At 73.5% G+C, this 14565-nt stretch carries 10 protein-coding genes and 1 tRNA gene; 8 read left to right on the forward strand and 3 right to left on the reverse strand.

Features of this window, described 5'->3' with window-relative positions; genetic code table 11:
• Window positions 1-97 precede the first annotated feature (97 nt).
• Window positions 98-171 (reverse strand) — tRNA-Lys (locus tag ABH925_RS06675).
• Between the two features lie 108 nt (window positions 172-279).
• On the opposite strand from ABH925_RS06675, the gene ABH925_RS06680 reads away from it, so the two are divergent.
• The 3 genes from ABH925_RS06680 to ABH925_RS06690 all read left to right on the forward strand — a co-directional run bounded on the left by ABH925_RS06680 (window position 280) and on the right by ABH925_RS06690 (window position 3951).
• Window positions 280-639: a chorismate mutase gene (locus tag ABH925_RS06680; RefSeq protein WP_370146086.1), complete on the forward strand. Its 360-nt coding sequence runs from the start codon at window positions 280-282 to the stop codon at window positions 637-639.
• A gap of 194 nt (window positions 640-833) precedes the next feature.
• Entirely contained in the window at window positions 834-2201 is a 1368-nt protein-coding gene (locus ABH925_RS06685) for an MFS transporter (protein ID WP_370146087.1), read from the forward strand.
• Window positions 2202-2460: 259 nt separating this feature from the next.
• Complete coding sequence (locus tag ABH925_RS06690) at window positions 2461-3951, forward strand: phytoene desaturase family protein (RefSeq protein WP_370146088.1); 1491 nt, start codon at window positions 2461-2463, stop codon at window positions 3949-3951.
• Window positions 3952-3993: 42 nt separating this feature from the next.
• Here the strand turns inward: ABH925_RS06690 and ABH925_RS06695 are convergent, their stop codons facing one another.
• Window positions 3994-4605, reverse strand: a complete 612-nt coding sequence (locus ABH925_RS06695) for a TIGR03086 family metal-binding protein (RefSeq protein WP_370146089.1) — start codon at window positions 4603-4605, stop codon at window positions 3994-3996.
• A 142-nt stretch (window positions 4606-4747) separates the two neighbouring features.
• Here ABH925_RS06695 and ABH925_RS06700 point away from each other — a divergent pair, with 142 nt between their 5' ends.
• On the forward strand, window positions 4748-5716 hold the full coding sequence (locus ABH925_RS06700; protein ID WP_370146090.1) for a helix-turn-helix transcriptional regulator: 969 nt from the start codon (window positions 4748-4750) through the stop codon (window positions 5714-5716).
• Window positions 5717-5804: 88 nt separating this feature from the next.
• Window positions 5805-7382, forward strand: coding sequence for a hypothetical protein (locus tag ABH925_RS06705; RefSeq protein ID WP_370146091.1), 1578 nt, complete (start codon window positions 5805-5807; stop codon window positions 7380-7382).
• 261 nt (window positions 7383-7643) lie between these two features.
• Here ABH925_RS06705 and ABH925_RS06710 read toward each other — a convergent pair whose 3' ends face one another.
• On the reverse strand, window positions 7644-8993 hold the full coding sequence (locus ABH925_RS06710; RefSeq protein WP_370146092.1) for a ricin-type beta-trefoil lectin domain protein: 1350 nt from the start codon (window positions 8991-8993) through the stop codon (window positions 7644-7646).
• A 434-nt stretch (window positions 8994-9427) separates the two neighbouring features.
• Here ABH925_RS06710 and ABH925_RS06715 point away from each other — a divergent pair, with 434 nt between their 5' ends.
• From ABH925_RS06715 to ABH925_RS06725, 3 genes are all read left to right on the forward strand, one after another.
• Window positions 9428-9727, forward strand: a complete 300-nt coding sequence (locus ABH925_RS06715) for a WXG100 family type VII secretion target (protein WP_370146093.1) — start codon at window positions 9428-9430, stop codon at window positions 9725-9727.
• A 94-nt stretch (window positions 9728-9821) separates the two neighbouring features.
• Window positions 9822-14282, forward strand: a complete 4461-nt coding sequence (locus ABH925_RS06720; RefSeq protein ID WP_370146094.1) for an FtsK/SpoIIIE domain-containing protein — start codon at window positions 9822-9824, stop codon at window positions 14280-14282.
• Window positions 14282-14557, forward strand: coding sequence for a hypothetical protein (locus tag ABH925_RS06725; RefSeq protein WP_370146095.1), 276 nt, complete (start codon window positions 14282-14284; stop codon window positions 14555-14557). The genes ABH925_RS06720 and ABH925_RS06725 overlap by 1 nt, the downstream gene beginning before the upstream one ends.
• Window positions 14558-14565: the final 8 nt, after the last annotated feature.

Consider the following 14565-nt stretch of genomic DNA (forward strand, 5'->3'; position numbering starts at 1 on the left):
AGCCGGACCCGCGCCCCGGTTCATCCGGGCGGCGGCGGAACGAGCACACGAGTAAGGGCCGCCCCCCTGAGGGGACGGCCCTAACTCTCATCCGCTGTGCGCCGCCAGGGACTCGAACCCCGGACCCGCTGATTAAGAGTCAGCTGCTCTAACCAACTGAGCTAGCGGCGCGTGCTGACGTGGAAGAGATTACATGATCCTGGGGCAAACGCCGAATCGGTATCCTCGGGGTGCCGCCGTGATCACCGGACGGACCGCACTCCACCCCTGGGGGACCGCATGACCGAGAGCCACGCAGCCGAGTCCGTCGGGGCAGGCCAGTCCGCCGGGGCAGCGGAGTCCGCGGGGGCGGACGTCGACGCCCGCGTGGAACTCGACCGGCTGCGCGGGAGCATCGACAACATCGACGCGGCGATCGTGCACATGCTCGCCGAGCGCTTCAAGTGCACCCAGGAGGTCGGCCGCCTCAAGGCCCGCTACCAGCTGCCCGCGGCCGACCCCAACCGCGAGCGCGAGCAGATCGAGCGGCTCCGCGTACTCGCCGAGAACGCCCGCCTCGACCCGGCCTTCGCCGAGAAGTTCCTCAACTTCATCATCGCCGAGGTCATCCGCCACCACGAGCGGATCGCGGGCTCCTGAGCCGTCCCGCCGGGGGCACGTGGGGGACGGGCGGGCCGAGCCGCTAGAATGAAGGTTGCACACCGAGACGAAGAAGCATCTGCCTGATGCAGAGTCGGCACGACCGCGCGGCGGTCGCGGCGCAGAGGACGACACTCGGCGTACCAGGGCCTCCCCGCCCCGGCGCTACCAGGCAGCAGGAAGTCAGTACCTTCATGGCCCGCCCCGCACAGGCCACCCGCACCACCCCTGCCCCCGTACCCGTACGCCCCGCTCGCCCCGCTGTCACGGCTGCCGAACCCGCCGAGGCCACGGCGCACGAACGGGTCGGATACGGCGCACTGCTGCGCACCCCCGGAGCGTGGACCTTCCTCGCGCCGGCCTTCGCCGCCCGGCTGCCGTTCGGCATGCTGAGCCTCAGCATCGTCCTGCTGGTCGTCGACACCACCGGCTCCTACGGGCTGGCCGGTGCCGTCGCGGCCGTGTCCGCGGTCGCGCAGGCGCTGATCGGCCCGCAGACCGGCCGGCTCGCCGACCGCCACGGCCAGGGCGCCGTGCTGTTCCCCACGATCGTGGTGCACGGCGTCTCCGTCGCCGCACTGATCGCGCTCGCCCTCGGCGGCGCGCCCGACTGGACGCTGTTCGCCGCGGCCGTCCCCGCCGGTGCCTCGGTGCCGCAGATCGGCGCGCTGGTCCGGGCCCGCTGGGTGCACGCCCTGCGCGGGCGCCCGGCCGCACTCTCCACCGCCTTCGCCTTCGAGTCGGTCACCGACGAGTTCACCTTCGTCGTCGGCCCGGTCCTGGCCACGGCGCTGAGCACCACCGTCGCTCCCGCGGCCGGGCTGATCGCGGAGGCCGCGCTGACCGTGGTCGGCGGGCTCGCCTTCGCCGTGCAGCGCCGCACCGCCCCGCCCGCCCGGGGCGCCGGTGACGTCCGTCACGCCTCGGCGCTGACCAATCCCGGCGTCCGGCTGCTGGCCGGTTCGCTGCTGGGCGTCGGCTCGGTCTTCGGCGCGCTGCAGGTCTCGATCACGGCCGCGGCCGACGCGGCCGGGCATGCCGCGATGAGCGGCGTCGTCTACGGGCTGTTCGCCTGCGGCAGCATGTGCGCGGGCGTCGTCTACGGGATGGCCCGTTGGAAGCGGTCCGCGCAGCAGCGGATGCTCGTCTCCTACGCGCTGCTGGTCGTCGGCTGCTCCACGCTGTGGGCGATGCCGTCGCTGACCACGCTGGCCGTGGCCGGCCTCTGCTGCGGACTGGCCATCGCGCCGACCCTGATCTCCGCGTACACGCTGGTCGAGTCGCTGGTGGGCGCGGGAGCGAAGACCGAGGCGTTCACCTGGCTGACCGGCGCGATCGGCCTCGGCCTGGCGCTGGGCTCCACCGCCGCGGGCCAGGTCATCGACGGCCACGGCCCGACCGGCGGGTTCCTGGTTCCGCTGGCCGGCTCGGCGCTGGGCCTGACCGCCCTGCTGCTCGGCCGCAGGCTGCTGACGCCGCCCACCGCCCGCTCCCACGCCGTCGCGTCCCACCTCCCCGCCGCCGCGCCGGCCGCCCCGGCGCCCAGCGCCACCGCCGCGTAACGCCACACCCGGCGGGGCCTCGCCCCCGGGCCCGACACCCCGCCGGGTCCGGCCACCCCGCCGCCCCGCCGCCCCGCCATCCTGGCTACGGCGCCGGCCCCGGTCCGCGGCCGGAGCCTGCGGTGCCGGCCGACAAGGCCGCACTGTGCGGGCCACCGCAGGGAGGCCGCCGCTTGCCGCCCTGTGGTCGCCGCACCGCCTGCGCGGGCGGCCGGGTGGCGGCGTTCGCCGTGCGGCTCGGGTGTGGTTGGCTGCAGGGGTGAAGTCGACGTCCACGTCAGAGCGTGCAGCGGTCATCGGGGCCGGCCCGAACGGCCTGGCCGCCGCCGTCACCCTGGCCCGGGCCGGGCTCGAGGTCACGCTCTACGAGGCCGCCGGGACCCTCGGCGGTGGCCTGCGCAGCGTCCCGCTGTTCGAGCCGGACATCGTGCACGACATCTGCTCCGCCGTGCACCCCCTGGCCGCCGCGTCCCCCTTCTTCCGGGCGTTCGACCTGGCCCGGCACGGCGTCGTCCTGATCACGCCCGAGCTCTCCTACGCCCATCCGCTGGCGCACGGCCGTGCCGCCCTGGCCTGGCGTGATCTCCGTGCCACCGCCGAGGGCCTCGGGGCGGTCGACGGACGGGCCTGGACCCGGCTGATGGAGCCGCTGGTGCGGCGCAGCGACGCGATCGTCCAACTGCTGCTGTCGGACCTGCGCCGCCCGCCCACCGACCCCGCGGTCCCGCTGCTGCTGGCCACCCGGCTGCTGCGGCACGGGACGGCCCTGGCCCGGCACCAGTTCCGGGGCGACGAGGCACCGGCGCTGCTCGCGGGCGTCGCCGCGCACGTGGTCGGACCGCTGCCGAGCCTGCCCGGCGCGGGGGTCGCGGCGCTGCTGGGCCATCTCGCGCACGCCGGCGGCTGGCCGGTGGCGCGCGGCGGCAGCGGCTCCATCGCCCGGGCCCTCGCCGCCGACCTGACCGCGCACGGCGGCACCGTCCACACCGGTACCCGGATCACGGACCTGCGCGAGGTCGGCGACGCGGGCATCGTGCTCGCCGACCTCGGCCCGCACGAGTTCTCCCGGCTGGCCGGTCCCCGGCTCCCGATCCGGTACGCGCGCGGGCTGGCCTCGCTGCGTTACGGGCCCGCCGCCGCCAAGACCGACTTCCTGCTGTCCGAACGGATCCCGTGGACCAACCCGGCACTGCGCCGGGCCGGCACGATCCACCTCGGCGGGAGCGCCGAGGAGGTCTACGGCCAGGAGACGCTGAACGCCCGCGGGATGCGCACCGACCGCCCGTTCGTGCTGCTGGCCGACCCGGTCGCGGTCGACTCCGGCCGCGGACGCCCCGGGGCGTACCCGCTGTGGGCGTACGCCCACGTCCCGCAGGGCAGCCCCGGCGACGCGGCCGCCGAGATCGTCGCGCTCATCGAGGAGCACGCCCCGGGGTTCCGGGACACCGTGCTGGCCCAGCGGTCGCTGAGCGCGCCGCAGTTGGAGCAGTACAACCCGAACTACGTCGGCGGCGACATCAGCGCGGGCGCGATGTCGCTGACGCAGTCGTTCCTGCGCCCGACCCCCCGCGCGCCCCGCCTCGACCCCTACCGGACCCCGCTGCCGGGCGTGTACCTCTGCTCGGCCTCGACCCCGCCGGGGCCTGCCGTGCACGGCATGTCCGGCTACCTCGCGGCGCGCTCGGCGCTGCGCCGCGAGCTCGGCATCCGGCTCCCGCGCGTCCCCACCCGCGCCGAGGGCCGCGGCTGACCTGCCCTTCCGACCCTCCTGGCCCCGCAGGATGACGCGTCGTCAGACCGTCCGGCCCAGCCAGGCGGCGAGGCGCGTGTAGGTGTCCGCGTCGGCCGGCGCGGGCTGGACCGCGCCGAAGGGGAGGTCGCCGCCGCGCCCGTCGGCGGGCAGCACCTGCTGGGCGATGCCCAGCGCCACCGCGCCCAGCTCCTGGTCCAACTCCGCGGCCGGGTCGACCACCTGGGCGATGTCCCAGGTGTGGGTGCTGAGCTCCATCAGGTAGCCGCCCAGCGCGATCCGGCCCGGGACCGTGCCCCACGGCACCTCGACCACGCGGTCCAGCTTCTCCTCCGCGGCCCAGGCGCTCGTTGCCCGGGCCCGGGCCCGGGAGACCGCGCCGACCCAGTCGGCGTCGTCGATCTCACCGACGGCGGCCGGCAGGTCCATGCCGCGCCCGCCCTCGCCGATGTAGGCGATCCGGTGGACGGCGCCGACCGTGTGGCCGACCAGGGCGCGCAGGTCGAACTCGTCGCACGGTGTCGGCAGGTCCAGCTGGGCCGGAGCGTACCCGGTCACCACCTGCTCCCACTGCTCCAGGGCGAGCAGGAACAGCGGGCGGGGGTCGAACGCGGCGACGGCTGGAGCCTGGTCGGCGGCGATGGTGGCGTTCATGGGAGCTGCTCCTGTGCTGGACGGGTGGCCCGTTCGTGGTCCGGCGGGGCCTGGTGAGGAGCACTTTCCCGGTATTACTGGACATCCTCTGTCAGGTTTTCCAGACTCGTCCCATGAAGGCTCCGACAAGGGCCGCATCCGGGTGAGGGCCGACCGCCTGCTCTCGATCCTGCTGCTGCTCCAGACCCGTGGTCAGGTCCCCGCCCGCGAACTCGCCGAGCGGCTGGAAGTGTCGGTCCGGACCGTCTACCGCGACGTCGAGGCGCTGTCCGCGGCCGGCGTTCCGGTCTGGGCCGAGCGCGGCCGTACCGGCGGCATCCGCTTGCTGGCCGGCTACTGCACCGACGTCACCGGCCTGACCAGCGACGAGGCACAGGCGCTGTTCGTCCTCGCGGCGGACGGGATCCACGACGCGCTGGGGCTCGGCACGGCCATCGGCTCGGCGCTGCGCAAGGTGATGGCCGCACTCCCCGCCCCGCACCGCCCGGCGGCGGCCCGTACCAGCGAGCGGATCCTGGTCGATCCGGCCCGCTGGATGGGCGGCGACCCGGCCGACGTGGAGCTCGGCGAGCTGCAGCGGGCGGTGTTCACCGACCTCCGGCTGCGGCTGACGTACCGTCACAGTGGCGCGAGCGAGCCGTCCCGGTACACCGTCGACCCGTACGGACTGGTGAGCAAGGCGGGGGTCTGGTACCTGGTGGCCGACCTCGACGGCGCGCCCCGGCTGTTCCGCGCCGACCGGGTCCAGGCCTCGGCCGCGGCCGAGGATCAGCCGGTGCGCCGCCGTCCCGGCCAGGGCCTCGCCGAGGTCTGGGCGGTGCTCCGGGACACGGTGGAGCGGGTGCCGGACGAGCTCCGGGTGCTGCTGCGGGTGCGCGAGTCCCGCTGGGACCTGTTCGCGCGGATGCACGGGACCAAGCTCACTGGACCGCCGGTGCGCGCGGACGACGGCTGGGTGCGGGCCGAGGTGGGCTTCCGCGCCCTCGCGGCGGTGCGCGCCCTGCTCCCGTTCGGGGTCGACCTGGAGATCCTCGGTCCGCCGGCGGCCCGTGCGGCGCTGGCCGAGGTGGCGGCCGAGATCGTGGCCTGGTACGGGTGCGCGGGGGATTGACTTCCCGTCGGCGGAGCCCGAGGCTGTGCCGATCTGACATGACGTCAGCTCATGTTTTGTGGGGGAGGATTGCATGCGAGGACTCCGCATGACGCGCACCCTGGTGGCACTGCTCGGGGCCGTCGGGATGTCCCTGGGGGCGGGCCTGCCCGCGTCCGCGTCGACGTCGGCAGCGGCATCGGCTTCCGGGTCTGGTTCGGCGTCCGCGCCCGGGCACGGCCGGGGCGGCGACGCCGAGGTGCTGCTGGTCTGCAACGGCAGCACCAGCCCGTGTCCGAAGGCTCCGCACCAGTACCGGACCGTCCAGGCCGCGGTGGACGCCGCCGAGCCGGGCGCCTGGGTGCTGGTCTGGCCCGGCGTCTACCACGAGAAGGCCACCGACGAGGCGGGCGTGCTGATCACCACGGCGCGGCTGCACCTGCGCGGCCTGGACCGGAACCGGGTGATCATCGACGGCAGCAACGGCAGCGCCGCCGACCCCTGCCCCAGCTCCCCGGCCCTGCAGGACACCACCGGCCGCAGCGGCGTGGTCGTCTCGAAGACGAACGGGGTCTCGATCGAGAACCTGACCGTCTGCAACTACCTGTCCGGCGGCTACGGCGGCGGCAACGAGATCTGGTGGAACGGTGGTGACGGCAGCGGCAGCATCGGCCTGAAGGGCTATCACGGCGGATACCTGACCGCCACCTCCGGCTACGGCTCGGCGGTGGCCAGTGCGCCGATGGCGCAGTACGGCATCTTTGTCTCCAACGCCACCGGTCCGGCCGAGATCGCCCACACCTACGCCTCCAACATGGGCGACTCCGACTACTACGTCGGCGCCTGCCGCGACCTCTGCGACCTGGTCCTGTCCGACGCGCACGGGCAGAACTCGGCGCTGGGCTTCTCCGGTACCAACTCCGGCGGCTACACGATCCGGGACTCCGAGTTCGACAACAACCGCACCGGCATCGCGCCCAACTCCCTCAACAACGACGACGCCCCGCCGCCGCAGGACGGCAGCTGCCCCGGGCAGGCCTCACGTTCCTGCACCTTCATCGAGGACAACTACATCCACGACAACAACAATCCGAACGCGCCGGTGTCCGGCCTGGCCCCGGTGATCGGCGCCGGGATCGAGATCTCCGGCGGCCACAGCGACACGCTGCGCGACAACCGCATCGTCCGGCAGGGCAGCTGGGGCATCGTGCTGCACGACTTCCCGGACAGCGAGACCCCGCCGCCGGTCAGTTCCTGCCAGGGCGGCGTGCAGCAGCCCGGCGTCTGCCTCTTCCTGGCGTACGGCAGCCGGATCGACGGCAACAGCCTCAGCGGCAACGGCTTCTTCGGCAACCCGACCAACGGCGACCTGGCGAACGAGTCCGGCACCGCCCCGCACAACTGCTTCGGCGCCAACCGCGACACCGGTGGTCCGCTGACCAGCGACCCGGCCGGGATCCAGAGCCCGGCCGTGGACGGCCACCCGTGCGCCGGTGCCGGTGCCGGCGACAGCCAACTCCTCTTCGGCGAACTCGTCTGCTCGGCCGGCTACGGTCCCTGCCCGGTCCCCGGCGCCAGTTACCCGCAGCGCACCGGCCTGAGCCTGGCGGCCCGCACCCTCCAGCCCACCATGCCGCACCCCTGCGACGACCTGCCCCGCAACGCCTTCTGCGGCTCCCGGTCCTGACCGTCCGGGCCGGTCCGTTCGGCCGGTGGCGTTGGTCCTATCGAAGGAAAGAATGACGATACGTCGGCGCCGCGGTCCGCTTCGGGTTGCGGCGCCTGTCCACTGACCCCCATGTGGAAGATCATCCCGGGTGCGTCCCGGGCATCGCGGCTGGCCGTCGTGCTCGGTCTGCTCTGCGGGACGCTGGCGACCGGAGGGGCCGCCACAGCTGAGCTGTTCCCCTGCTTCGGCCAGGGTTGGAGCGGGCCGAGCGGGCCAGCCTCAGCCCTGCCTGAAGACCTCGGACGCGCTGCCGTTGCAGGGGGCCAGCCGGATCGCCGTGCCGCCCTTCGGCGCGTCGACGCACATGTTGGCGTGCGCCGCGTAGAGGGTGTCGGCACGCAGGGAGAACTGCTGCGCCGGGTTGCCGCTGCAGCGGGCGATCTGGACGATCGTGCCGGCGGTGGTGCCGCCCCCGGCGGCGTCCATGCAGAGGCCGTTCGTCTGGATCGTGCCGTCCGAAACGACGTTCCACCTCTGCTGCGCGTTGTCGTCGCACCCGTACAGGATCAGCGGGGTGCCGTCGGAGCCTGCCGATCCGCTGAGGCACTTGCCGGTGAGGTGGTTCACCAGGTGGACGCCCAGCGGGTTCGGACCGTTCGACGCGGCGGTGCCGGCCGTGCTCGGAGTGGTCGTCGGCGAGGCAGAGGCCCCTGGAGTCGCCCCGTGGGTGCCGGCGGCCTTGGCGGCGGGGGTGGAGGAGAAGGAGATCCCGCCGGGGACGAGGAACAGCGCGGCGCCCGCCAGGCAGGCGACGGCCACGACCGCGACGATGAGCCGTCCGGGGGTGAACAGCCGCCCGGGCCGACGGCTTCCGGGGACGGAACCGCCGTCCGGGTCTCCGGCCGGATCGGCATCGGGGTCCCCGGGGGCGGGCACGTCCGCGGAGGGATCCAGCCGGTGTGCCACGGGCTCGTCCAGGAGGCCGGTGTCCACGACCCCGGCGGAGTCGATGGTGAACCGCCACCGCGGATCCTCGACCCGGCCGACGACGACCACCGACCAGCGTCCCTCCGGATCGTCGGCCAGCCTGGTGACGCGTTCGCGGTCGCGGCCGCCGGGCGCACCGGCCAGCAGCAGCACCCCGCCGCCCTCGTCGGCCAGCGCCGCCTCGGCCTCCGCCAGGGTCTTCGCCCCGGTCGCTGCCTCCGGGTCCCCGACGCCCGGTTTGAACCCGATCCGGACCACCCGCACACCCCTGGACCACGGGTTCGTGGCAAGCTCCCGGGTCCAGTCCTGGGCCAGGGCCCGCGCCTGCCGGGCATCGCCCTCCAGGCCGATGACCCCACCGGCCTGACGGAGGTTCAGCAGAACGAAGCCCCTGCCGGTGCTGCCGAGCGAGACCAGCTGCGGGTACGGCTCCTCCAGCGACTCGGCCACGCTCGCGCTCTGCAGCCGGCGCAGCTGCGCATGCCAGGTCCGGCCGTCGTCATCGGAGGTCCACCCGGCGGGTGGCTGCTCGTCAGGGGTCCTCAGGTGGAACCAGACGGTGTCGGCCCCGACCACGATCGCGTGCGTCGCGGGGACGCCGCGGTTCGCGCTGTCACAGGCGGTGGCCAGGGCGCGCACCACCCGGTCCACGGTCCATGAACCGTGATCGGCACGGGCGGCCCGCCTCGGCGCGGCACCGCGCGACCGGCGTAGCCGGGCGAGCCAGGAGCCGCGGTGGGGAACGCCCTCAGCGGGTTGGCGCGGCAGTGTCACCGTTGTCTCCTCGACTCTGTGCGGCCGGACGGCCTTGGTGTACACCCCGCCCCGTGCGGCTGTCCACCTCGTCGGGAGCCCGGATTCAGGTCGACCGCCGCGTCGGGTTTTCGGTGTCCTGCGATCGTTCGCCTCCCGCCCGGGAGGTGTCAACGCCGAGACGGGGTGGGGCTTGGGCCCCTGGACCCACGACGACGGAACGGACCCTGGACCGCCACCGGGCCCGTTCCTAGCATCGTCAGCGTCCACACCGAACGTGCCGGTGCGTACTGGACGTTCGGCACCACCAGAAAGGACACCCCATGGCCAACATGAACGTCACGTACCAGGAGATGCAGGACAGCGCGAGCAGGATGCGCAACAACAAGAGCGACATCGACGCCAAGCTCACCGAGTGCAAGAGCATCGTCGACACGCTGACCACCTCCGGCTTCGTCACCGACCAGGCGTCGGGCAAGTTCGACGAGGTGCACACCGAGTTCGTCAACTCGGCGAACCAGGCCATGGAAACCCTCGACCAGCTGTCGCAGTGGCTCGACAAGGCGGTGTCCGCGATGCAGGACATGGACACCCAGCTCACCGGTTCGCTCAACCAGAAGTAGCCGACCCCAAGGCAGCCGGTACCGTGCGCGCCCCGCACCGGTCGTGCCATCGGGCCCGGGCGCACGGACTCACGAGGGGTGGGGAACCAGTCCCATGATGATCACCATTTCCCGGCTCCCGGACTGGTCGGCCGACGTGGTCGTGGACGCCGATCCCACCACCCCCGTCCGTGACGTCGTCAGGAACCTGCTGGACAGCCTCGATCTCTCGCAGGCTCCGCCCTCCGGCGACACCGCGGTGACCAGGGTCTATCTCGCCGATCAGCCGCTCGACCTGGCCCAGCCCCTGGCCGGCAGCGGGATCCACGACGGCACCGTGCTGTGGCTGGACCGGCCCGGCCCGGTCGAGGGATTCCGCACCGGCCTGGTCACCGTCAGGGCCGTGGCGGGCGTCGGTGCCGGGCGGGTCTGGTATCTCGACGCGGGCGAGCACCGCATCGGATCCGGTGCCGGCTGCCGCATCACCGTGGCCGGTGACCAGCCGGAGCTGGTCGCCGTCATCCGGGTGTCCCTCGACGCCACGGTGCGCGTTCGCGCGGTCGCGACCTCCGCCCTGCTCGACCGCACCCCGCTGCCCGACCGCGACGTCGCCTGGCGGGAGACGGTCCAACTCCTGGTCGGGGAGACCTTCCTGGAGGCTCACCCGCTGCTGCGCCCGGATGCCGTGGTCGAGCCCTCACCCGACGGTGAGTACCTGGACTACAACCGCCCCCCTCGGCTGCTGCCGCCGGTGAAGCGCACCGCGTTCCGTCTCCCGTCCCAGCCCAAGCCGCCGTCCCCGAGCGCGTTGCCCTGGCTGGCGGCCGCTCTGCCGGCGGTCTTCGGCGGTGTGATCGCGATGATGTCGCACAACGCCATGTTCCTGATGATGGCGGGGATGTCGCCGGTCATGATGGTCGGCAGCTGGTTCACCGGACGTCGCCAGGGCCGGCTCGGCCACCGGCGGCAGGTGGCCGAACACCAGGCCCAACTCGCCGCCACCGAAGCCGAGATCGCCACGGCGCTGGACCGGGAGCGGCTGGACCGCCGCGCCGCCAGCCCGGATCCGGCCGAGTTGCTCGTCATCGCGACCGGTCCGCGGGCCCGGCTCTGGGAACGCCGCCGCACCGATCCGGACCACCTGCTGGTCCGGGTGGGCATCGCCGACCTCCCCACCGAGATCGCGGTGGAGGAGGGCGACGGCACCCAGCGCCACCGGGACCTCCGGGCGGCGCCGGACGTCCCGGCCGCCTTCTCCCTGGCGCACACCGGTGTCGTCGGCATCGCGGGGAGGGACGAATGGCCGCGGCGGATGGCCCGCTGGCTGGCCGGCCAGCTGGCCGTGCTGCAGAGCCCCCGCGACGTGCAGCTCTACATCCTGACCGACCCGGCGGGCGAGTCCCTGTGGGAGTGGGCGGCCTGGCTGCCGCACACCCGGCCGATGCTGGGACAGCAGGCGCTGGCGCTGGTGGGCGCCGACGCCGAGACGCTGGGACGCCGGGTCGCCGAGCTGATCGAGCTCATCAGGGCCCGCCAGCAGGCCCGGCTCAACGCCGGCGCCGGGGCCGTGCTGGCCGACCCGGACGTGGTCGTGGTGATGGACGGCGCCCGACGGCTGCGGGCGCTGCCCGGAGTGGTGACGATCCTGCAGGAGGGACCCGCGGTCGGCGTCTACAGCGTCTGCGTGGACGCCGACGAGCGCACCCTTCCGGAGGAGTGCACCACCGTCGTCGTCGGGGGCGCCGGCCGGCCGGCCGCCCTCCGCCAGCAGCGCGCCGCGCAGATCGACGGCATCCTGGTGGACGAGGTGGCGGACAGCTGGTACGAGGCCACCGGCCGTCGGCTGGCACCGCTGCGCGATGTCAGCGACAACCAGGGCGAGGCCGCGCTGCCGGGATCCGCGCGCCTGCTGGAGATCCTCGGCCTGGAGGAACCGACCGCGGCCGCGATCACCGCCCGCTGGCGCTCCTCGGGACGCAGCACCAAGGCGGTGATCGGGTACTCGCTCGACGGTCCGTTCGGCCTCGACCTGGTCAACCACGGGCCGCACGGCCTGGTGGCGGGCACGACGGGCTCCGGCAAGTCGGAGTTCCTGCAGACTCTGGTGGCCTCGCTGGCCGTGGCCAACCGCCCGGACGCCATGACCTTCGTCCTGGTGGACTACAAGGGCGGCGCCGCGTTCAAGGACTGCGTCGAACTGCCGCACACCGTCGGCCTGGTGACGGACCTGGACACCCATCTCGTGGAACGGGCCCTGGTCTCGCTGAGCGCCGAGCTGACCCATCGCGAGCATCTGCTCGCGGCCGCGGGCGCGAAGGACCTGGAGGACTACCTCGACTACGCCGGCCGCCGGCCCGAACTGGCGCCGATCCCACGCCTCCTGATCGTCATCGACGAGTTCGCGTCCATGGCGCGGGAACTCCCCGACTTCGTCACCGGCCTGGTGAACGTCGCCCAGCGCGGCCGCTCGCTGGGCATCCACCTGATCCTGGCGACGCAGCGCCCGTCCGGTGTGGTCTCGGCGGAGATCCGCGCCAACACCAACCTTCGGGTCGCCCTGCGCGTGACCGACCCCGGAGAGAGCACCGACGTCATCGACGCCAGGGAAGCCGCGAGCATCTCGGCGGCGACCCCCGGGCGTGCCTACGCCCGGCTCGGGCACAGCTCGCTGATCCCGTTCCAGACCGGCCGGGTGGGGGGCCGGCGCCCGATGGCCAACCGGGCGACCGCGGTCGTAGCCCCGTACCTGCACCCGGTCTCGTGGCTGGAGCTGGGCCAGCCCGCGCCGGTGCGCCCCCGCAGCACCGTCGAGACCAACGAGGAGACCGACCTGTCGGTCCTGGTGTCGACGATCGAGCAGGCCAACGCCCTGATGGGGATCGCCCCACAGCGCCGGCCGTGGCTGCCGCCGCTGCCGCTGTCGCCGGTGGTCGAGCTGGCGACCGATCCGGTCCGCGGCACGCGCGGGGATCCCTCGTTCTGGTGGGCGGTGCAGGATCTGCCGAACCAGCAGCGCCAGGAGCCGGTGACGGTCGACCTGGCCGGCTTCGGTCACCTGCACATCGTCGGCGCCCCGCGCTCCGGGCGCTCCGCCGCGCTGCGGACCTTCGCCGCCGCCGCGGCCAGCGCGGCCAGCGTCGCCGACCTGCATCTGTACGGGATCGACTGCGGCAACGGCGCCCTGCTTCCGCTCACCAGGCTGCCGCACTGCGGCGCGGTGGTGCAGCGCTCGGAGGCCGACCGGGCCGCCCGGCTGCTCAAACGCCTGCACGCCGAGGTGCTGAACCGTCAGCGACTGCTCGGTGAGGGCGGTTTCGCCGACGTGGCCGAGCAGCGCGCGGCCGGCGAGGAGGCCGCCCGGCTGCCCCATATCGTGCTGTTGCTGGACCGCTGGGAGGGGTTCATGGGAACCCTCAGCGAGTACGACGGCGGGGCGCTCACCGACCTGATCCACATCCTGCACCGCGAGGGCAGCAGCGCCGGGGTGCACCTGGTCATCGCCGGTGACCACATGCTGCTGAGCGGCAGGATGAGTTCGCTGTGCGACGACAAGCTGGTGCTGCGGCTGTCCGACCGCAGCGACGCCAGCCTGGCCGGGCTGAACCCGCGGAAGATCCCGGAGAACCTGCCACCGGGCCGCGGCTACCGCGCGGTCAGCGCGATCGAGACCCAGGTCGCGCTCGTGGCGGCCGACCCGTCGGGCCCGGCGCAGGTCGCCGCGGTGCACGCGCTGGCGGCCCGGCTCGTCGAGCGGGAGGCGGGGGTCCCGAAGTCGGCGCGGCCCAACCGGATCGCGGTGCTGCCCACGCAACTGTCGTTCGACCAGGCGTGGGAGATGGTCGGGACCCCGGATCCGATGTGGGCGCTGCTGGGGGTCGGCGGCGACGAACTCGAACCGGTCGGCGCCGACCTGCTGGGCGATCAGCCGACCTTCCTGGTCGCCGGACCGTCCCGGTCCGGGCGCAGCACGGCACTCTGCGTCCTGGCGGAGTCGCTGCTGCGCGGCGGGACCGAACTGGTCGTCGGCGCCCCGATGAACTCCCCGCTGCGCGGCTTCGAAGGCCGGCCGGGCGTACGCGGCGTCATCACCGGCGAGACGCCCACCGAGGCGCAGTTCGCCGAGCTGCTGGATCCCGGTGAGGGTCCGGTGGTGCTGCTGGTCGACGACGCCGAGGTCTGGCGCGACCTGCCGTGCCGGGACTGGCTCAAGGCGTTCGTCCGCAAGGCGGCCGGGAGCAGGCGAGGGGTGATCCTCGGCGGGGACATCGCCTCGGTGGCGATGGGCTTCTCCGGCTGGCAGGCGGAAGTCAAGAAGAACCGACGCGGCGCGCTGCTGTCGCCGCCCAACATGAGCGACGGCGACCTGGTGGGCGTCCGGCTGTCCCGGTCCCAGCTCGCCGCCCGGGTCGCCGCCGGCACGGCGCTGGTGCATCTGGGCGACGGGACCCTGCTGACCACGCAGATTCCCATGGCAGCACAGATTCCCATGGCAGCGCAGATCCTGACGCCGGTGCAGATCGGGAAGCCGGCGCCGGCCCAGACCGGCGGACCCGCCCACGACAACAGGGAGCAGTGATGGCAGACCTGGTAGTGAAGGACCTACAGACCCTGGTCAGCGATCTCAACGAGCTGATCGGCCAGTTCGAGGGGGCGCTGGACTTCCAGAACGACGACAAGGGGATCTGGGGCCAGCACAACGCCAACCTGTCGATGGGCGACTTCGCCGACAACTGGACCGACCACCGCGACGCGATGGTCAAGGACATGAAGGCCCTCCGCGACAAGGTGACCAAGGTCGACGAGGCGTGGACGCAGGGGGACCAGCAACTGCTGAGCTCGTTCCAGAACTGATGACGAGG

Source organism: Streptacidiphilus sp. EB129, from assembly GCF_041262645.1.
Taxonomy (GTDB): domain Bacteria; phylum Actinomycetota; class Actinomycetes; order Streptomycetales; family Streptomycetaceae; genus Streptacidiphilus.